The organism is Pseudomonas sp. EA_15y_Pfl1_P101, assembly GCF_963970835.1.
GTDB classification, from domain to species: Bacteria; Pseudomonadota; Gammaproteobacteria; order Pseudomonadales; family Pseudomonadaceae; genus Aquipseudomonas; species Aquipseudomonas tritici.
The window spans coordinates 14,026-32,729 of sequence record NZ_CAXAPA010000004.1 but is presented as its reverse complement, the minus strand read 5'-3'; the positions used below and the strand labels follow the sequence as shown (position 1 = coordinate 32,729).

General features: G+C 59.3%; 17 protein-coding genes and 2 pseudogenes. 7 read left to right on the top strand and 12 right to left on the bottom strand.

Annotated elements, in window-relative coordinates; genetic code table 11:
- Positions 1-117: 117 nt before the first annotated feature.
- The 7 genes from AACY36_RS06980 to AACY36_RS06950 form a co-directional block, all read right to left on the bottom strand.
- A complete protein-coding gene (locus AACY36_RS06980; RefSeq protein WP_339415869.1) occupies positions 118-1,326 on the bottom strand; it encodes an amino acid deaminase in 1,209 nt (402 codons plus the stop codon).
- Between the two features lie 9 nt (positions 1,327-1,335).
- Complete coding sequence (locus AACY36_RS06975) at positions 1,336-2,100, bottom strand: IclR family transcriptional regulator (RefSeq protein ID WP_339415868.1); 765 nt, start codon at positions 2,098-2,100, stop codon at positions 1,336-1,338.
- A 167-nt stretch (positions 2,101-2,267) separates the two neighbouring features.
- The gene (locus AACY36_RS06970) at positions 2,268-2,657 is read right to left on the bottom strand and encodes a RidA family protein (protein WP_010210958.1); all 390 of its coding nucleotides are present in this window, start codon (positions 2,655-2,657) and stop codon (positions 2,268-2,270) included.
- Positions 2,658-2,673: 16 nt separating this feature from the next.
- Entirely contained in the window at positions 2,674-3,456 is a 783-nt protein-coding gene (locus tag AACY36_RS06965; RefSeq protein WP_339415865.1) for an amino acid ABC transporter ATP-binding protein, read from the bottom strand.
- Positions 3,453-4,115, bottom strand: a complete 663-nt coding sequence (locus tag AACY36_RS06960; protein ID WP_339427604.1) for an amino acid ABC transporter permease — start codon at positions 4,113-4,115, stop codon at positions 3,453-3,455. Before AACY36_RS06960 ends, AACY36_RS06965 begins: the two co-directional genes overlap by 4 nt.
- Positions 4,116-4,126: 11 nt before the next feature.
- On the bottom strand, positions 4,127-4,789 hold the full coding sequence (locus AACY36_RS06955) for an amino acid ABC transporter permease (RefSeq protein WP_339496842.1): 663 nt from the start codon (positions 4,787-4,789) through the stop codon (positions 4,127-4,129).
- A gap of 53 nt (positions 4,790-4,842) precedes the next feature.
- Complete coding sequence (locus AACY36_RS06950) at positions 4,843-5,691, bottom strand: transporter substrate-binding domain-containing protein (RefSeq protein ID WP_339415860.1); 849 nt, start codon at positions 5,689-5,691, stop codon at positions 4,843-4,845.
- Between the two features lie 329 nt (positions 5,692-6,020).
- Between AACY36_RS06950 and AACY36_RS06945 the strand changes: the two genes are divergently transcribed.
- Both AACY36_RS06945 and AACY36_RS06940 read left to right on the top strand, forming a co-directional pair.
- A complete protein-coding gene (locus tag AACY36_RS06945; RefSeq protein ID WP_339415859.1) occupies positions 6,021-6,269 on the top strand; it encodes a hypothetical protein in 249 nt (82 codons plus the stop codon).
- Positions 6,270-6,340: 71 nt separating this feature from the next.
- Positions 6,341-6,622 (top strand): annotated as a pseudogene (locus AACY36_RS06940) (thioredoxin family protein); the annotation flags it as partial.
- Between the two features lie 28 nt (positions 6,623-6,650).
- Here AACY36_RS06940 and AACY36_RS06935 read toward each other — a convergent pair.
- Positions 6,651-8,219: a TerC family protein gene (locus AACY36_RS06935; RefSeq protein ID WP_339427605.1), complete on the bottom strand. Its 1,569-nt coding sequence runs from the start codon at positions 8,217-8,219 to the stop codon at positions 6,651-6,653.
- A gap of 475 nt (positions 8,220-8,694) precedes the next feature.
- On the opposite strand from AACY36_RS06935, the gene AACY36_RS06930 reads away from it, so the two are divergent.
- Together AACY36_RS06930 and AACY36_RS06925 are read left to right on the top strand one after the other, a co-directional pair.
- A complete protein-coding gene (locus tag AACY36_RS06930) occupies positions 8,695-9,702 on the top strand; it encodes a substrate-binding domain-containing protein (protein ID WP_339415857.1) in 1,008 nt (335 codons plus the stop codon).
- A gap of 69 nt (positions 9,703-9,771) precedes the next feature.
- Positions 9,772-10,887: an MDR/zinc-dependent alcohol dehydrogenase-like family protein gene (locus tag AACY36_RS06925; RefSeq protein ID WP_339415855.1), complete on the top strand. Its 1,116-nt coding sequence runs from the start codon at positions 9,772-9,774 to the stop codon at positions 10,885-10,887.
- A gap of 75 nt (positions 10,888-10,962) precedes the next feature.
- Here AACY36_RS06925 and sohB read toward each other — a convergent pair whose 3' ends face one another.
- Entirely contained in the window at positions 10,963-11,988 is a 1,026-nt protein-coding gene (gene sohB / locus AACY36_RS06920; RefSeq protein WP_339415853.1) for a protease SohB, read from the bottom strand.
- 193 nt (positions 11,989-12,181) lie between these two features.
- Here sohB and AACY36_RS06915 point away from each other — a divergent pair, with 193 nt between their 5' ends.
- Together AACY36_RS06915 and AACY36_RS06910 are read left to right on the top strand one after the other, a co-directional pair.
- Positions 12,182-12,892: a histidine phosphatase family protein gene (locus AACY36_RS06915; RefSeq protein WP_339415851.1), complete on the top strand. Its 711-nt coding sequence runs from the start codon at positions 12,182-12,184 to the stop codon at positions 12,890-12,892.
- 56 nt (positions 12,893-12,948) lie between these two features.
- Positions 12,949-13,263, top strand: a complete 315-nt coding sequence (locus AACY36_RS06910; RefSeq protein WP_005788868.1) for an SCP2 sterol-binding domain-containing protein — start codon at positions 12,949-12,951, stop codon at positions 13,261-13,263.
- Between the two features lie 123 nt (positions 13,264-13,386).
- On the opposite strand, the gene AACY36_RS06905 is transcribed toward AACY36_RS06910, so the two are convergent.
- Both AACY36_RS06905 and AACY36_RS06900 read right to left on the bottom strand, forming a co-directional pair.
- Complete coding sequence (locus AACY36_RS06905) at positions 13,387-16,023, bottom strand: MGH1-like glycoside hydrolase domain-containing protein (protein WP_339415849.1); 2,637 nt, start codon at positions 16,021-16,023, stop codon at positions 13,387-13,389.
- 69 nt (positions 16,024-16,092) lie between these two features.
- A pseudogene (locus AACY36_RS06900) lies at positions 16,093-16,674 on the bottom strand (OprD family outer membrane porin); the annotation flags it as partial.
- Between the two features lie 252 nt (positions 16,675-16,926).
- Here AACY36_RS06900 and hglS point away from each other — a divergent pair.
- The gene (hglS, locus tag AACY36_RS06895; RefSeq protein WP_339415848.1) at positions 16,927-18,303 is read left to right on the top strand and encodes a 2-oxoadipate dioxygenase/decarboxylase HglS; all 1,377 of its coding nucleotides are present in this window, start codon (positions 16,927-16,929) and stop codon (positions 18,301-18,303) included.
- 155 nt (positions 18,304-18,458) lie between these two features.
- Here the strand turns inward: hglS and AACY36_RS06890 are convergent, their stop codons facing one another.
- Positions 18,459-18,683 (bottom strand): DUF465 domain-containing protein, encoded by a 225-nt coding sequence (locus tag AACY36_RS06890; RefSeq protein WP_339415846.1) that lies wholly within the window; start codon positions 18,681-18,683, stop codon positions 18,459-18,461.
- Positions 18,684-18,704 lie beyond the last annotated feature (21 nt).

The following is an 18,704-nucleotide window of genomic DNA, read 5'->3' as shown; positions in this document are numbered from 1 at the left end:
CTCGAGTGGGCTGATGGCCCCTTCGCGAGCAAGCCTGCTCCCACAGTTGACTGCATGCCTACAGATAAAATGCGGTCAAGGTGGGGGTGGGCTTGCTCGCGAAGGGAGTGACACGGTCTAGAAGCAGGTATGCAAAGACTCAATCACCTGCAACTGCTCATCCACCAGGCAACCCACTTGCCACTTGTCAAAGGTCAGGCAAGGGTGGGAAGTGCCGAACGAGATGATGTCGCCAATACGCAACTCCACCCCCGCGGCGACAGTCATGAATGCGTGCTGATCCATCACTGCCGTGACCTTGCACGCGCCCACATCATCGCCTTCCGCCGGAACGATACCGGCCTTGTAGCGCTTGAGCGGCACCGGCAAACCGGCGTCATAGGCGACGTCACGCTTGCCCAGGGCGATCACCGCAAAACCCGGCTCCGGCATAGACTGCACATGCGCCCAGACTTCCAGCGCCGGGCGCAGGCCTTCGCTGAGGTCGATACGGCGGTCAAGCACGCAGCATTGCGCCTCTTTGTAGATGCCGTGGTCGTGGGCCACGTAGCTGCCAGGGCGCAGCACACTGAGGAAGCGGCCGGCGGCGTTTTGCGCCTCGAAAGACTCGGCGATCAAGTCATACCAGGCCGACCCCGACGCGGTGACGATGGGCTTGGGCAGGTCGAAAGAGCCGTTGTTCTGCAGGTCAACTGCCAAGCGCACCAGGCTGGCGGCGAACTCACGGATGCCGCTGATGGCGTGCTCGCCATGGATCACGCCTTCATAGCCTTCGATACCGGTAAGGGCCAGGGCGGGCTGGGCCTTGATCGCCTTGGCCAGATCACGGACCTCCTGCTCGCTACGGCAACCGCAACGGCCACCGACCACGCCGTATTCGATCATCACGTTGAGGCGCAAACCGCGAGCGGCGAAAAACAGGCCGAGGTCGGCGACGTTATCCGGGTGGTCGACCATGCAGTGGAAGTCGAAATCCTTGTCGGCCAACAGGTCAGCGATCAACGCCATGTTTGGCGCGCCCACCAGTTGATTGGCCATCAACACACGGCGCACGCCGCCGGCATAAGCAGCACGGACCTGTACGGCGTTGGCCAGGGTGATGCCCCAAGCACCCGCTGCGATCTGGCGCAGGAACAGTGCCGGCATCATGCTGGTCTTGCCATGGGGCGCGAGCTCGGCGCCGCTCTTGCTGACAAAGTCCTGCATCCAGCGGATGTTGTGTTCCAGGGCGTCACGGTGCAGCACCAGGGCGGGCAGGCTGACGTCACGAACCAGGTGGGCACCGACGGCAGCCGCGCCCTTTTCAACGGCATTGATGGCAGACATGGAAAACTCCTATTCGTTGATGCGCCGGGCCAGGTGGTTGGCGCTGTCGATCAACACCCGGCGATAGTCGTTGTAGTTTTTGAGCGCGTCGGCGCGTGGGGCGACGATGCACAGGGTCGCAATGCTGATGCCTTGGGCGTCCCGTACCGGGGCGGCAAAGCAATGTGTAAAGGTGTCGGCCACACTGTCGAAGGAAAAGAAGCCATCAAGGGTGGCCTGACGGATTTGCGCCAGGAAGGTCTCCAGCGATAGGCGCTCGCCATCCGGCAGGATGAAGTCGTCGGGATCGATCAGATCAATGATCTGCTGATCGCTCAAGTGCCCCAGCAGCAGGCGTCCGGAGGCGGTCCAGGGGATCGGTGCGTTTTCGCCGATGTCCGAGGAAATCCGGAAATGCCGCTCGCCTTCGCGCATCAGCGCCACCGTGTATTTGCGCCCGTTGAGCAGGCACATCTGCGCGGTTTCGTGGGTTCGGCTGACGATTTCCTGCAAGGCGTGGTCGGCCTCGCGGGTCAGGTCGAAATGGCGCAGGTGCGCCTGGCCGAGAAAGTACAGTTGGCGGCCGAGGTAGACGTGACCGTCCTTGCCCACCGTTTCGAGGATGCGTCGTTCGAGCAAGGACGCGACCAATTCGTAGACGGTGGATTTGGGGCTGCCGATGCCGCTGGCAATATCATTCGGGCGCAGGGGTTGGCCGATTTCCTTGAGGAAATCGAGGATATCGAATGCACGGTCCAGGCCCTTGGCGCGGCGTTTGATGGTGTCTTCGGTCATGGCGGTTCTGGTCTCGTTCAAAACGTTACTGTCAACACAGGCCCCTGTGGGAGCGGGCTTGCTCGCGAATGCGGTGGATCAGCTATAGATGCATTCACTGAAACACCGCTTTCGCGAGCAAGCCCGCTCCCACATTTGATCTCGAGTGGTCTCAAGAGTGGGGGCATTTAGCCTTTTTTCTTGTAGGCCACGCAATCAATCTCGACCTTGCAATCGACCATCATGTTCGCCTGCACACAGGCACGTGCCGGGGCGTGTTCCGGGGTGAAGTATTCGCCGAATACCTTGTTGAAACTCCAGAAGTCCCGGGGGTCTTCCAGCCATACGCCGACGCGCACGACGTCTTTGAGCTCGTAGCCGGCTTCTTCGAGGATCGCCACCACGTTGCGCATGGTCTGGCGGGTTTGCTCGATAATCCCGCCGGTGATGATTTCGCCGTCCACCGCAGGCACTTGGCCCGAGACGTACAGCCAGCCGTCCGCTTCCACCGCGCGGGCGAAAGGACGTGGCTGGCCACCGCCGGCTGTGCTACCGGCACCGTAACGAGTGATGCTCATAAAAATAGGCTCCTGATTAAAAACGAATGTTCTTGAGAAATTCCGCCAGGCGCGGCGATTGCGGGCGTTCGAAGATGTCCTTCGAGGTGCCCTGCTCTTCAATGCGGCCCTGGTTCATGAAAACGATTTTGTCCGAGACTTCATAGGCAAAGCGCATCTCGTGGGTAACCAACAACATGGTCATGCCCTCTTCCGCCAGGCCCTTGATCACGCTGAGCACTTCGCCCACCAACTCGGGATCGAGGGCCGAGGTGACTTCGTCGAACAGCATCAGGCTCGGGTTCATGGCAATCGCGCGGGCAATGGCCACACGTTGTTGCTGCCCACCGGAAAGCTGGCCGGGGAAGTGGTTGCGACGCTCTAAAAGCCCTACGCGGTCCAGCCATTTTTCCGCCAGCGCGACGGCTTCGTCCTTGCCCATTTTCTTGACCTTGAGCAGGCCAAGGGTAACGTTCTGCAACGCAGTCAAATGTGGGAAAAGGTTGAATTGCTGGAACGCCATGCCGGTCATCGCACGGTGCTGGGCGATCACCCGTTCAGGATGACGTACGCGCTTGCCGGCAATCTCGCTGTAGCCGATGGACTCGCCATCCAAGGTGATCTGGCCGCCCTGGAACTCTTCGAGCAGGTTGACGCAGCGCAACAGCGTGGTCTTGCCCGAGCCGCTGGAGCCGATCAAGGTCACCACATTGCCGCGCTGCATGGAGAGGTCGACGCCCTTGAGCACTTCGACTTCGCCGTACTGTTTGCGCAGGCCGCGAATGTTCAGCAGCGGTTGGGTTGTTTGAGGTTGGTTCATGGCAAGGCCACCCGCTTTTCAATGTAGCGACCGAATAATTCGATGGCGTAGTTGATGACAAAGAACAGAAACCCGGCGAACAGGTAGAACTCCAGGGTCATGAAAGTGCGTGCGATCACTTGCTGGGTGCTCAGCAGCAGCTCGGCCACGCCGATCACCGAGAGCAAGGTCGAGGCTTTGACGATTTCCGTCGAGGAGTTGACCCAAGTCGGCAGGATCTGGCGCAGCGCCTGGGGCAACAGCACGTAGCCCAGGGACTGGTAGAACGTCAGGCCAATCGCCCTGCCCGCTTCCAGTTGCCCACGGGGAATGGCTTGCAGCGCGCCGCGCACGATTTCCGATACGTGGGAGCCGCAGAACAACGTCAGCCCGACCGCACCGGCCTCAAACGCGCTGATTTGCCAGCCGAGTGCCGGCAGCATGTAGAAACACGCCAGCACCAGTACAAATACCGGTGTGCCACGGATCAAGTCGACATACAGACGAAACGGCGCACGCATCCAGAATTTGCCGTAGGTGAGGATCAACCCGGCGACGATGCCGATCAGGGTGCCAAAGATAATGGCCAACGCCGAGACATACACGCTGGCCTGGAAGCCCGCCCAGAGCGTCTCCCGGGCGATCCACAACTCATGCAGCCAGCTTGGGGATTGGTACATGGAAACCTCGCTTAACGACGGATCGCCAGGCGCTGTTCCAGGTAACGGAGCAGCATGGCGATGAGGTAACAGGCAGCCACGTAGAGCGCGGTCGTGACCATCCAGGTTTCAATCACCCGGTAGCTTTCGACGTTGATCTTGCGGGCGTAATAGGTCAGCTCCGGCACCGCGATGGCGGCGGCGAGCGAGGTGTCCTTGAACAGCGAAATGAAGTTGTTCGACAGCGCAGGCAGCACGTTGCGCAGCATCACCGGCACGATGATGTAGGCGCGGATACGCCACTCTCCCAAGCCAATGGCCAAGCCGGCTTCACGCAGGCCCTTGGGAATGTTCAACAGCCCGGCGCGGAACACTTCCGTCAGATAGGCACCGGCGTAAAGCGACAAGGTGAGGATGAACGAGGGGATCTTGTCCAGGCGGATACCCAGACTGGGCAAGGCGAAGTAGATCAACAGGATCAGTACCAGGATCGGCGTATTGCGCACCACCGTCACATACACCGAGGCGAAGATTCGCAGCGCGCCGTGCCTGGATAGCATGGCAAACGCCATCAGCAGGCCAATCACGCAGCCGATGGCGATCGACAGCAATGCCAGTTCCAAGCCCAGGCCGAGCCCCAACAGCAAGGTATCGAAATCGCGCCAGACGGCGGCAAAGTTCAACTGATAGTTCATGGTCGACAGTACCTGAATGGGGGCGCCGCTCGCGGCGCCCCGACTTTCATGAATTACTTGAACTCAACCGGGAAACCGATCGCCGGCTCCGGCAGATCAACGCCGAACCACTGCTTGAACGAGGCCTTGTAGGTGGGGAATTCCACACCGGTCATGGCTTCATGCAACGCGGTGTTGACGAAGTTCAGCCAATCCTGATCGCCACGCTTGACGGCGCATGCATAGGTCTGCGGGCTCCAGGCGTAGGCCGGGCTGCGGTAGCGGCCTGGGTTCTGCACCATCAGATATTTGACCGAGGACTGGTCGGTGGCGGCGGCGTCGGCGCGGCCGGAGTTCACGGCCTGGTACATCAGGTCGACGCTGTCGTACTGGTCGACCTTGGCCTTGGGCAAAGCCTGATGCACCAGCTCTTCGGCGTACACGTTTTGCAGCACGGCCACAGTCACGCCATCGCCGCCCGCCTGCAGGTCTTCAATCTCTTTGTACTTGCTGTTGTTTGGCAGCAGCAGGCCCACGCCTTCGCGGTAGTACGGCAGGGTAAAAGCCACTTGCTGCGCGCGGCTGGCGGTGACGGTAATGAACTGACAACTCATGTCGACCTTGTCGGTCAGCAGGTTGGGAATGCGTGCGTCGGACGACTGCACCACAAACTCGACCTTGCTTGGGTCGTTGAACAAGCCCTTGGCCACGATGCGGCCGATGTCGATATCAAACCCCTGCAACTTGCCATCCGCTCCCTGGAAGTGCCACGGCGCATTGGTACTGCCTGTACCCACGATCAGGTGCCCCCGTTTGAGCACGTTATCGAGCTTGCTGTCCGCCGCTTGCACAAGGCTGGCGAGGGAAGCCGATGCGACGAAGAGAAAAACACACGCTTTAAACACGGAAGGTCGGTGATGCATGACAAGCACTCCAAGAGATGTGTATTCCGCTATACCGGAACATAGTATGTAACAACGGAATAGACAGCAGGAAGTGTGCCACACGTAGTAACAGAAAAATATGATTGAAATAAATTCGTTATGAATCAGTTAGATGAGTATTTTTTCGACGAGGCGTTGCGCCATCACCTGAAATGCCCCTGCTACCCAAGGCCCCCACAACGGTGATCAGCCCCACTGGGGTGCGCCATAACAGTGTTACCGCGCACCCGTGCAGTGCACGCCCACCATTGAAAAATCCTTGCCCTGGGCTAGCCTTGGCATATTCATGTCGATAAGGACCCGCCCTGATGAAGCTACGTCTCAGCCTGTTTCTGCTGGCCTTCCTGGTGACCAACGGCGCCTCCGCCAGCAAAGATCGTCGTGACTGCAAGGAAGAACTGCGCAAGCTCAACGAAGCCTTCAGCACTCGCTACACGAGCCAGAATCACCACGGCTATCGCGAAGCGAAGGCCTCCAGGAACAACTTGGAATACAAGAAATGCGCGAGCCAGGCGCGCAAGGCGCGGGAACGCTTGGAGCGTAAGGAGGACCTGTGAAGATTGACAGTAGACGAGGGTGATTGCCGGGCTTAGCGTTGACAAAAACCAGCGCTGCCCGGGAGATCATTATGGAGATTGCTACGCAAAAAATTTCTGATGCCAAACACTTTCAAAGGGTGCTGAATACGCCACGCCCAGTGTTCATTCTGTTTATTTCCGACCACTGCCCCGCCTGCGTGAGCGCAGGCCCCTTGTTCGAACGGATTGCCTCAAGACATCCCTGGATAGTGAGCATCGTGCTTAATTGCGTGAAAACGCCGAGGCACCCAAGCGTAATGGGCACCCCAACGTTGCTGATCTACCTCAACGGAACCTTGATGGAGGTGTTCAAAGGTTTCGGTCCTGAGCAAGAACAGGTGCGGTTTGTGACAGATACGTTCAAACGTTATGACCAGCGCAAGGTCGCAAAACCACCTGCGTTACCCGCCGCTCCTCCACCGCCGCCACCGTCAAGCGCCAGCCTTCATGCTCCAGGCTATCGCCCACCACCGGCAAACGGTCCAGCAGGCTCATCACCAGGCCGGCCAACGTCTGATAGTCCTCGGTCGCAGCAGCCTTGAAGCCTGTGCGCTGACTAACCAGATTGAGGTTCAACGCACCATTGGCGCGGAAACCATCGCCCTCCTCGACGATATCCGGCCCCTCGACCTCACTGGCATCCGGCAACTCACCAGCAATCGATTCAAGAATGTCGGTCATGCTCAACACGCCCATGAAATCACCGAATTCGTTGATCACAAAAGCGATGTGGGTCGACTCCTGACGCATCTGCTCCAGGGCGTTGAGGATCGAAAAACTCTCCAGCAAGTTGATTGCACGGCGCGCCAAATGCTCCAGGTTAGGTTCGTTGCCGGCCAGGTACTCCTTGAGCAGCTCCTTCTTGTGCACAAAGCCTAGGGGCTCATCGACGGCACCGTTGCGAATCAACGGCAAACGCGAGTAGGACGAATGCATCAATTTTAGGCGGATAGTGTCGGGATCGTCCGCCAGATCGATACAGTCAACCTGGGCACGCGGCGTCATCAGCGTGCGAATCGGCCGTTCGGCCAGTTGCAGCACGCCACTGATCATCACGCGTTCACGTCGGCCAAACAGCGGACCTTGCGTCGCATCAGACTCGCCGAGCAAATCGGCCACGTCTTCGCCCACCTCTTCCACCGCGAGGCTGCGGCCGCCGAGCAAACGCATCACCGCGTGAGCGGTACGCTCGCGCACCGGCAGCACACCTTGCGCCGACTTCTTGCGACGGGCGCGGGCAATCTGGTTGAACACTTCGATCAGGATCGAGAAACCAATGGCGGCGTACAGGTAGCCCTTGGGAATATGGAAGCCCAGGCCTTCGGCGGTCAGGGCGAAACCGATCATCATCAAGAAGCCCAGGCACAGCATGATCACGGTCGGGTGCGCATTGACGAAGCGGGTCAACGGCTTGCTCGCCACGATCATCAGGCCGATGGACACGATCACCGCGATCATCATCACCGCCAGCTCGTCCACCATGCCCACGGCGGTAATCACCGCATCCAGGGAGAACACCGCATCAAGCACCACGATCTGCGCCACGATTGGCCAGAACATCGCGTAGGCGACGTTACCGGTTCGCTGTGTGACATGGCCCTCCAGGCGCTCGTGCAATTCCATGGTGGCCTTGAACAGCAGGAACACACCACCAAACAGCATGATCAGGTCACGGCCGGAGAAGCTCTTGTCGAACACCTCGAACAGTGGCTGGGTGAGGGTCACCAACCAGGAAATACTCGCCAACAGGCCCAGCCGCATCAGCAGCGCCAGGGACAAACCGATCAAGCGCGCACGGTCACGCTGCTCGGGCGGCAGCTTGTCCGCCAGGATCGCAATAAACACCAGGTTGTCGATGCCCAGTACCAGTTCCAGCACAATCAAGGTCAACAGGCCGAGCCAGGCCGTTGGATCCGCTAACCATTCCATCTATAAAGCCTCTTCAATCGAATTTCAGAATGCCAGACACGGCAAGGCACGGTCAGGGGCCCGGGACAAGACTAGCAGTCGGAATACGGGGTGCTTCAGCGGGAATAGCAGCAGCGGTTGTCTTGGGGAAAGACGACTGGGAGGCTCCGAGAGGGTGTTCATGCAAATCCTGCAATGACAAAAGGATCTGAATCGTACAGGCGAATCCGAACCTCTCCACAACCCAAACTATTACAAGATCTGTAAAACCTGCCAAATTAATACGACCACATGATCATCAATTGAAATTAATATCACGCGAAAACATTAAAAATAAGGCAATAACCTCATAAAAAATCCAATAATTTGCAATAGTAGGCCTATTTTCAGGTTTCATGCGAAAAAATTTGACTGACCAGATTTTCATTTGCTAAACATATGATCACAACAAGGCAATGCATGAACGACTGACCACAACAATAAATAGGTGCTCATCATGAAACCTGGTTCGACCATCGCCGCCGCAGCGGCCCTCACCCTACTCGCCAGCAGCCTCGCCCTGGCCGCCGACGGCAAGACCTACAAGGTCGGTGCCGCGGTCTACGGCCTCAAGGGCCAGTTCATGCAGAACTGGGTACGCGAGCTCAAGGAACACCCCGCCGTCAAAGACGGCACCGTGCAACTGACCGTATTCGACGGCAACTACGACGCACTGACCCAGAACAACCAGATCGAAAACATGGTGACCCAGCGCTACGACGCCATCCTGTTCGTGCCCATCGACACCAAGGCCGGCGTGGGCACCGTCAAGCAAGCCATGAGCAACGACGTGGTGGTCATCGCCTCCAATACGAAAGTAGCCGATGCCTCCGTACCCTATGTGGGCAACGACGATGTGGAAGGCGGCCGCTTGCAGGCACAAGCCATGGTCGACAAGCTCAACGGCAAGGGAAATGTGGTGATTATTCAGGGCCCGATCGGCCAGTCGGCGCAGATCGATCGGGAAAAAGGTGAACTGGAAGTGCTGGGCAAGCACCCGGACATCAAGATCATCGAGAAAAAGACCGCCAACTGGGACCGCGCCCAGGCCATGACACTGACTGAAGACTGGCTGAACGCCCACCCCAAAGGCATTAACGGCGTGATCGCGCAAAACGATGACATGGCCCTAGGCGCCGTACAGGCACTGAAATCCCACGGCCTGACCGCCAAGGACGTACCGGTCACCTCCATCGACGGCATGCCAGATGCGATCCAGGCGGCGAAAAAAGACGAAGTCACCACCTTCCTGCAGGATGCCCAGGCTCAATCCCAAGGCGCGCTGGACGTGGCCCTGCGTGCACTCGCCGGGAAGGACTACACACCACAATCGGCGATCTGGGAGCGCTACGCCAAAGACGTGAAATGGGCCGATGGCACCGCGAAGAACTACATCTTGCCCTGGGTGCCCGTGACTAACGCCAACGCCGACGCGCTGTACAAGCAAGTCAGCGGCGCCAAATAAACCATTGCCGGTTGATCGCTCCCGTGTCCGCACGGGAGCGATGAGTTCACTTTTGCCCCGAGGCCCGCCATGTCCACCGTTACCGAACGTTCGCAAGAACAACTATTCCCGATCATCCCGAAAACCATGCAGGCAGTGGTCTGTTATGGCCCGGAAGATTATCGTCTGGAAACCGTCGATGTACCTGTGCCCGGCCCTGAGGAAATCCTCACCAAGGTCGAGCTGTGCGGCATCTGCATGGGCGATATCAAGACCTATCGCGGCGCGCCCTCGTTCTGGGGCGATGCCGAGCAGCCGCGCTATGTGAAACCGCCGATGATCCCCGGCCACGAATTTGTGTGCCGTGTGGTCGCCCTGGGCCCCGGCGCGGAAAAACGCGGTGTGAAGGTCGGTGATCGGGTCATTTCCGAGCAGATCGTACCGTGCTGGGGCTGCCGCTTCTGCAATCACGGCCAGTACTGGATGTGCCAGAAACACGACCTGTATGGCTTCCAGAACAATGTGCAGGGCGCCATGGCCCAGTACATGATTTTCACCAAGGAAGGCATCATCCACAAAGTCCCGGACGCCATCGCTCCGGACGAAGCCATCTTGATCGAACCTCTCGCCTGCTCGCTGCATGCCGCCGAGCGCGCCAATGTCGACTTCGATGACGTGGTGGTAGTCGCTGGCGCTGGTACGCTGGGGCTGGGCATCATCGGCGCAGTGCGCATGCGTAATCCGAAAAAACTTATCGTGCTGGACATGAAACCCGAACGCACCGCGCTCGCCCTACGCATGGGCGCGGACGAAGTGTGGAACCCGGCGGACGTTGACGTGCTGGCGAAGATCCGTGAAATCACCGACGGCTACGGCTGCGACATCTACATCGAAGCCACCGGCCATCACAAAGCGGTCAACCAGGGCCTGGCGATGCTGCGCAAGCTGGGGCGTTTCGTTGAGTTCAGCGTATTCAATGACGAGGCGACGGTGGATTGGTCGATCATCGGCGACCGCAAGGAACTGGACGTGCTCGGCTCGCACCTGGGGCCCTACATGTACCCACGCGCCATCGACTTCATCGGCAACCGCAAGATCGACATGCGCGGCGTAGTCACCCACAAGTTCGCCCTGGCAGACTTCAAGGAAGCGTTCGCAGTGATGGAGCGCGGCGACAAGTCCCTCAAGGTCGTACTCGAGCCTTAACCGTCACCGCCAAACCAATGTGGGAACGGGCTTGCTCGCTCCCACAATGGATTCAACTAAACGCTCAGAATCGAGTTACCAAAATCGCTGCTGGGTCAACCGGCTCCACCAGGTCAGCAGAACCCGGTCTACCGAGCCACTCGCCGCCAGGCCAACCCGCTCCTGCAAGCTCTTGCGCTCGGCGTAGTGCAGGTGGAACACCTCGGCGGTCTTGGCCTTGGTGGCCAGGTATTCGTCGCTGGTTTGCAGCTCATCGACCAATTGCTTGTCGAGCGCAGCAACACCCAGCCACACTTCTCCGGTCGCAACATCATCGATTGCCAACTGCGGGCGATAACGCGAGACGAAATTCTTGAACAATTGGTGAGTGATGTCCAAGTCTTCCTGGAACTTCTCGCGGCCCTTCTCAGTGTTTTCGCCAAACACCGTGAGGGTGCGCTTGTATTCACCCGCGGTCAGCACTTCGAAGTCAATGTCGTGTTTTTTCAACAGGCGGTTGACGTTGGGCAACTGCGCCACCACGCCAATGGAGCCAAGGATGGCAAACGGTGCACTGATAATCTTCTCGCCAATGCACGCCATCATGTAACCGCCGCTGGCTGCGACCTTGTCGATGCACACGGTCAACGGTACGCCCGCCTGACGGATACGCGCAAGTTGCGAAGACGCCAAGCCGTAGCTGTGGACCATGCCGCCGCCACTTTCCAGGCGCAGTACGACTTCGTCCTTTGGCGTGGCCAGGCTCAGCAGTGCGGTGATTTCATGGCGCAGGCTCTCAGTGGCCGAAGCCTTGATATCGCCGTCGAAATCCAACACAAACACCCGTGGCTTGGCCTCGGCTTTCTGTTTGCCTTTCTTCTTTTCAGCCTTGCCTTCGGATTTTCGCAACGCCTTGAGCTGGTCTTTGTCGAGCAGGCTCGACTCCAGGCGCTCACGCAGGCCCTTATAGAAATCATTGAGCTTGCTGACCTGCAACTGGCCGGCGGATTTGCGACGACCTTTGCTGCGCAACGCCGCGAAGCTGATCAGTACCACCAGAATAGCGACCACCAGGGTAACGGTCTTCGCCAGAAAGCTCGCGTATTCGGCCACAAAATCCATAGTTCTCCTTACAAGTGCAGTGCGCCAGGCGCGGATGGCCCCAGCATACCGACGGTGCTTGCCGTGAGCCAGCGCTCAAACCGCCACCAGGCGCCCTCCAACGCACTTTTAAAACAAGCGTATGTTTTTTCATTGACAGCTTGAAGGCATCCTCATAACCTCGCCAGACTTTCAACGTACCGGGAAAACGGACGTGGGCAGCATCTATCTGATTCGACATGGCCAGGCCTCCTTCGGTGCAGACGACTATGACGTCTTGTCGCCCGTCGGCGTGGAGCAAGCGCAAGTGCTCGGTCGCCACCTGGCGGACATGGGCCTGGTGTTTGATCGCTGCGTGGCCGGCGACCTGCGCCGCCAGCAACACACCGCCACCGCCGCCTTCGAACAATACAGCGCACTGGGCCTGCCGGTACCGGCATTGGAAGTCGACAGCGCTTTCAACGAATTCGATGCCGAGGCGATCATTCGCGCCCTACTCCCTGACCTGCTCAGCCACGAACCCGAAGCCCTGGAGATCCTGCGTAATGCCGCGCAGAACCGCAGCGAATTCCAGCGCATCTTCGCCTTGATCATTGAACGCTGGCTGGCCGGCACCTATGACACGCCAGGACTGGAAAGCTGGTTGGGTTTCGTCGAGCGTGTCCAAGGCGGCCTGCAACGTATTCTTGAAGCGGCGGACAACACGCAGAAGATCGCGGTGTTCACCTCCGGCGGCACCATCACCGCCCTGCTCCACCTGATTACCCGAATGCCCGCCGCCCAGGCGTTCGAACTGAACTGGCAAATTGTTAACACCTCGCTCAACCAGCTGAAATTCCGCGGTCGCGAGGTGACACTGGCTTCCTTCAACAGCCATACCCACTTGCAACTGTTGAGGGCGCCGCAGCTCATCACCTTCCGATGAACTGCGGCCAACCGTGACCCCAAGGTCACTGGACTCTACCCTAAAGGATCGAAACCATGACTGACGTAGCCAAAGCTGTAGAAGCAATGAAAGCCAAGTTCAACCCAAGCGCTGCCGAAGGCCTGGACCTGGTGTTCGGTTTCCGTATCGACGACACGAAGAACTTTTCCCTGGTCGTCAAAGACAAGACCTGCGAGCTGCAGGAAGGCGAAAACCCGGACGCCCAAGTGACCCTGGTCATGGACAGCGAAACCCTGGAAGGCATCGTCGACGGCTCCACCGACGGCATGCAGGCCTTCATGGGCGGCAAGCTGCGCACCGAAGGCGACATGATGCTGGCGATGAAGCTGAGCGAGCTGTTCCCTTCCTGATTCACGGGTAACCCTGGATCCCTGTGGGAGCGGGCTTGCTCGCGAATGCGGTGGGTTAGTCACATATTCGTTGACTGACCCACGCATTCGCGAGCAAGCCCGCTTTTTATTGTGCGGTGTGACTCAGATTTTCGGCTGCAGCAACAACGCCACCAACGCACTCCACCCGGTCTGGTGCGACGCGCCCAGCCCACGCCCGGTCTCGCCATGGAAATACTCATGGAACAGCACCAAATCACGACTCTCCGGATCCGCCTCCAACTGCGCATACCCCGCCATCGACGGCCGCAGGCCATTTTCATCCCTTAGAAACAACCGGGTCAGCCGCTGACTGAGGCTCTCAGCTACTTCCTCCAGCGACGACAGATAACCACTGCCCGTCGGGTACTCCACCGAGAAGTTATCCGCGTAGTAACGGTGGAACTCGCGCAGCGACTCAATCAACATATAGTTCACCGGCATCCACAACGGCCCCCGCCAGTTGGAGTTACCACCGTACAAACGCGAGTCGGATTCGCCTGGCTGATAGCAGGCACTCAGCGTGGTGCCATTCATCTTCAACGCCATGGGTTGCTCGGCGAAGGCCTTGGACAAGGAGCGCACGCCAAAGGGCGCCAGAAACTCGCTGTCATCGAGCATGCGCCGCAGCAGGTCTTTGGTGCGCTCACCGCGCAACAGCGCCAGCAGCAGGCGATTGCCCTGCCCCGGCTCATTCCAGCGCGAGACCAGCTTTGCCAAGTCCGGCCGGTGATGCATGAAACCCAAGAGCCGCTCGCGCAACCCCTCCAAACGTTGATGCTCGTGCTGTTCCAGCACCAGTACGGCAAACAGCGGCATCAGGCCGACGATGGAGCGCAGGCGCACCGGCTCGTTCTGGCCGTCGGGGCGGTGCAGCACATCGTAGAAGAACAGGTCCTGCTCATCCCACAGGCCTTCGGCACTGTCGTCGACGCGGTTGATAGCGCCGGCGATGTACAGGAAGTGCTCGAAAAACTTCACCGCGATGTCGACGTAGACGACGTTACGCTTGGCCAGCTCCAGGCCGATGCGCATCAAGTCCAGGGCATAGGCCGCGACCCATGCCGTACCGTCGGCCTGATCCAGTTGGTAACCCGGAGGCAACGCGGCCGAGCGGTCGAACAAGGCGATATTGTCCAAGCCCAGGAAACCGCCCTGGAACAGGTTGCGGCCCTCGGCATCCTTGCGGTTCACCCACCAGGAAAAATTCAGCAGCAACTTGTGGAATATCCGCTCAAGGAAATCCATATCGCCTACACCGTTCAGCGTCTTGTCCTGCTGATACACCCGCCAACTGGCCCAGGCATGTACCGGCGGGTTGGCGTCGTCAAAACGCCACTCATAGGCCGGCAACTGGCCGTTGGGATGCATGAAACGGTCTTTCACCAGCAGCAACAGCTGTTGCTTGGCGTATCCCGGATCGATCAGCGCCATGGCCACCGCCTGGAAGCCCTGGTCCCACGAGGCATACCACGGGTACTCCCAGGTGTCGGGCATGGAGAGAATGTCGAAATTCGACAGGTGTCGCCAATGAGTGTTGCGGATAAGCAGGCGCTCGGGCGGTGGCGCGGGTTGCGCCGGGTCGCCGTCGAGCCATTGGTTTACGTCGAAATAGTACAGCTGCTTGGACCACAGCAGTCCGGCCAACGCCTGGCGCTGCACATTGCGCGCATCGTCGCTGGCCATGCCGTGTTGCAAAGCGGCGTAGAACTCGTCGGCCTCCTGGCGGCGCTGTTCGAACAGCTTGCGCGCGTTGACCTGCGGCGCGTCGACGGGAGCAAAACGCAGGTAGAGGGTTTTACTGTCAAGGCCGTCCAGCTCGAGAATGAAGCGCGCCGCGACTTTGGTGCCGCTGTCACGACGAATCGCCGCTTGAACACCCTCGACCACGTAATCATTGATCCCGTCCTTGAAGGGGCCTGGCGCCGGTTGCCCATGCAGCCTGGGATAGTTGCTTTCGTTCTCGCAGAACAGCCACTCCACCCCATCCTGGCCCCAGGCGCTGAGATGACGATCAGGCAGTTCATGATGGCGCGCCAGCACCGACTCTGCATCCAACGTCAACAGCGGCCTGGGCGCATCAATGGTCCAGCTCCAGTCATTGCGCGCCCACAGTTGGGGCAGCACCTGCAAGCGGGTCGGCTGGTCCGAGCGGTTCTTCACGGTGACCCGCATGAAGATGTCGTCGGGCTGATGCTTGGCATATTCGACGCTGACGTCACAGTAACGGTTGTCTGCGAACACCCCGGTGTCGAGGATTTCGTACTCGGCATCCTCCAGGCCACGGCGGGCGTTCTCACTGATCAGGTCGGCGTAGGGAAAGGCTGCGTGGGGATATTTGTAGAGCATGCGCATGTAAGCATGGCTCGGCACGCCGTCGACGAAAAAGTACAGCTCCTTGACGTCTTCGCCGTGGTTGCCCTCGGCGTTATTAAGGCCGAACAGGCGCTCCTTGATGATCGCATCGCGCTCGTTCCACAGGGCCAGGCCCAGGCACCAGCGTTGCGCCTTGTCGCTGAAACCCGCCAGGCCATCTTCGCCCCAGCGGTAGGCACGGCTGCGGGCATGTTCATGGGGAAAGTAAGACCAGGCGTCGCCGTCGGCGCTGTAGTCTTCGCGCACCGTGCCCCATTGGCGTTCGCTCAAGTAAGGGCCCCATTCGCGCCAACGCTCGGCATCCGGCGTCGCCAGGCGTTGGCCTTCGATGGTTCCAACTATTCGGGTGTCGGGTGCGGCCGCCATTGGGTCCTCCATCGCCTACCAGGTCAGAGGCAGTGTAGAGCCCAATGACGCCCGGGTGCACATGAAGACTTAGAAGATGGCGTACGTGTAGTTGAAGATCAGACGGGTTTGATCCTGATCGGCAGTGCCGGTGTTTTTACCGTGGTAGATGCCGGTACGGAAAGTGGTACCGAAGCCTTTCAGCGGACCTGGCTGCACGACGTAATCCAGGCGGAAGTCGGCTTCGTTTTCTTTCTGGTCAGGGCCGCCGGCGGCTTTCGACTTGATATCCGTACCGTCCAGGTTAGCCACGGACGCTTTCAGGCCAGGTACGTAAGCCTTGAAGTCATACGAATACTGGCCAAAGTTGATCTGCTCGCCCGCGCGGGAGAACTGGCCGACCACAGCGTCGGTGAACAGGTACAAGTCGCTGCCACCGGCGCCTTGCGCATGCGGGTCGGCCAGGCTGCCCTGGTTGACCCACACAAAGCCGCCGTCGTCACCCACACCAACGTCGTCGAGCATCAAGCTGCTGCCGCCCAATTGGTAGGTGAAGGCCGCACTGTAGGTTTTGTTGTCGACTTCGCCTGCGTGCTTGGCGTAGCCACCGTTGTTATTGAACGGGTAGCCGTTCTTGCCGTCGCTGCTGCTGTCGAAGTAGCGCAGGTCGTTGTTGGTCCCCGGACGGTTATCCGCGCTGTAGTACATGGTCCGCGAACTAATCGCCGCATGACTGTCCTCAAGGAAACCGCTGTGACCGTTACCTGTGCCCAGAGCGCCGATCCCGAAATCATCAGCGTAAGCCTGTTGTTCATTCATTTGCAGAATGAAGTCCTGAGGATTCTTCGTTTGCAGGCAAGCCTTGCGCTCAACAAACTCCAGGCAACGGCCACCCTCATCGCCATAGCCATCAGGAATTTTTCTATGCCCACCACCGCACATGTCAGCCCCGACGAGATCCGCAAGGGTTTTTCCAAGGCCATGTCCGACATGTATCGAGATGAAGTTCCTCTGTATGGCGCGTTGATGGAGTTGGTGGCCGAGACCAACACCCGTGTGCTCGACGCCGAACCGAGCTTGGCGCAGCAACTGCAACGCACCGGCGAAATCCAGCGACTGGACATGGAACGCCACGGAGCGATCCGCCTGGGCACGCCTGCAGAGCTGGCGACCATCAGCCGCTTGTTTGCGGTGATGGGCATGCAGCCAGTGGGCTATTACGACCTGACCCCGGCTGGCGTGCCCGTGCACTCCACCGCCTTTCGCGCGGTGCATGAACAGGCGCTGCAGACCAGCCCGTTTCGCGTATTTACCTCATTGCTACGCCTGGAATTGATCGAGAATTCCGACCTGCGCACCTTCGCCGAAACCGCCCTGGCCAAACGCTCGATCTTCAGCCCTGGCGCCCTGGCGCTGATCGAACAGTCGGAAAAGGACGGCGGCCTCAACCCCGTGGATGCGGATGAATTCATCCGCCAGGCGTTGGAAACCTTCCGCTGGCACCACACCGCTACCGTCACCGCCACGCAGTATCAGCAATTGAGCGGCCAGCATCGCCTGATCGCCGACGTGGTTGCCTTCAAAGGCCCGCATATCAACCACCTGACCCCGCGCACGCTGGACATCGACCAGGTGCAGGCCGCCATGCCCGGCAAAGGCATCACCCCCAAGGCGGTGATTGAAGGCCCACCGCGCCGTAATTGCCCGATCCTGCTGCGCCAGACCAGCTTCAAGGCCCTCGACGAACCCATCGCCTTCACCGACGCCAAAGGCAGCCACAGCGCACGCTTCGGCGAAATCGAGCAGCGCGGTGTGGCGCTCACACCCAAAGGCCGTGCGCTGTACGACCGACTGCTGAACGCCGCGCGCGACGCACTGGGCGCCTTCCCGAATGAGGACAACGCCGCACGGTATAGGCAATTGATGGAGCAGCACTTCCAGGCCTTCCCGGATAACTACGGGCAAATGCGTGAACAGGGCCTGGCGTACTTCCGCTACTTCGTCACCGAGCAAGGCTTGGCGGCGCGCGGCACAGCGGATCAACCGCGCACCCTGGAAGCACTGATGGTGGCAGGCCACATCGATGTGGAGCCGTTGGTCTATGAAGATTTTCTGCCGGTGAGCGCGGCGGGGATTTTCCAGTCGAACCTGGGGGATGCAGCGCAAAGCCACTACGCGGCCAATTCGAACCAAGCCGAGTTTGAAAAGGCGCTGGGGCGCCGGACGATCGATGAATTGAAGCTATACGCCGAGACTCAGCAGCGCTCTATAGACGAATGCACCCTGGCGCTGCTGGCCTGAATGAAGTACCCACCCGGCTCACCGGCGCAATCCTTACGCCGCCACAGTCCCCAGAGCCGGGTAGGCGGTGGGCATCATAGGCGGTGAAGGGAACCCAGTCCCTCAGAGAATCCTGAATAAATATGTCCGCGCCCTGTGGGAACGCGGACTGTCGCTTAAGCCAACTTTGCCGCAATCTCGTCTTTGATCAACAACCGCTTCTTCTTCAGTTTCTCCACATCCTCATCGCTGGCGCTTGCCGATTCCGCCTTCAATACCTCCTTGTCGGCGTCGTCGTATTGAGTGAGCAGCGAATCCAGGCGTTTGTCGCTCGCCCTGCGTTCGTGAACGACTTCCTTGCTCAACCCCAAGTCCTGATACAGGTCGTGTTTCACTGGCATGGCGTACCTCCGCAAGTTGAT

Excerpts from the sequence above, each read along its gene's own strand:
- AACY36_RS06980 (WP_339415869.1), bottom strand. The coding sequence starts at position 1,326 with ATGTCTGCCATCAATGCCGTTGAAAAGGGCGCGGCTGCCGTCGGTGCC.
- AACY36_RS06975 (WP_339415868.1), bottom strand. The coding sequence starts at position 2,100 with ATGACCGAAGACACCATCAAACGCCGCGCCAAGGGCCTGGACCGTGCA.
- AACY36_RS06970 (WP_010210958.1), bottom strand. The coding sequence starts at position 2,657 with ATGAGCATCACTCGTTACGGTGCCGGTAGCACAGCCGGCGGTGGCCAG.
- AACY36_RS06965 (WP_339415865.1), bottom strand. The coding sequence starts at position 3,456 with ATGAACCAACCTCAAACAACCCAACCGCTGCTGAACATTCGCGGCCTG.
- AACY36_RS06960 (WP_339427604.1), bottom strand. The coding sequence starts at position 4,115 with ATGTACCAATCCCCAAGCTGGCTGCATGAGTTGTGGATCGCCCGGGAG.
- AACY36_RS06955 (WP_339496842.1), bottom strand. The coding sequence starts at position 4,789 with ATGAACTATCAGTTGAACTTTGCCGCCGTCTGGCGCGATTTCGATACC.
- AACY36_RS06950 (WP_339415860.1), bottom strand. The coding sequence starts at position 5,691 with ATGCATCACCGACCTTCCGTGTTTAAAGCGTGTGTTTTTCTCTTCGTC.
- AACY36_RS06945 (WP_339415859.1), top strand. The coding sequence starts at position 6,021 with ATGAAGCTACGTCTCAGCCTGTTTCTGCTGGCCTTCCTGGTGACCAAC.
- AACY36_RS06935 (WP_339427605.1), bottom strand. The coding sequence starts at position 8,219 with ATGGAATGGTTAGCGGATCCAACGGCCTGGCTCGGCCTGTTGACCTTG.
- AACY36_RS06930 (WP_339415857.1), top strand. The coding sequence starts at position 8,695 with ATGAAACCTGGTTCGACCATCGCCGCCGCAGCGGCCCTCACCCTACTC.
- AACY36_RS06925 (WP_339415855.1), top strand. The coding sequence starts at position 9,772 with ATGTCCACCGTTACCGAACGTTCGCAAGAACAACTATTCCCGATCATC.
- sohB (WP_339415853.1), bottom strand. The coding sequence starts at position 11,988 with ATGGATTTTGTGGCCGAATACGCGAGCTTTCTGGCGAAGACCGTTACC.
- AACY36_RS06910 (WP_005788868.1), top strand. The coding sequence starts at position 12,949 with ATGACTGACGTAGCCAAAGCTGTAGAAGCAATGAAAGCCAAGTTCAAC.
- AACY36_RS06905 (WP_339415849.1), bottom strand. The coding sequence starts at position 16,023 with ATGGCGGCCGCACCCGACACCCGAATAGTTGGAACCATCGAAGGCCAA.
- hglS (WP_339415848.1), top strand. The coding sequence starts at position 16,927 with ATGCCCACCACCGCACATGTCAGCCCCGACGAGATCCGCAAGGGTTTT.
- AACY36_RS06890 (WP_339415846.1), bottom strand. The coding sequence starts at position 18,683 with ATGCCAGTGAAACACGACCTGTATCAGGACTTGGGGTTGAGCAAGGAA.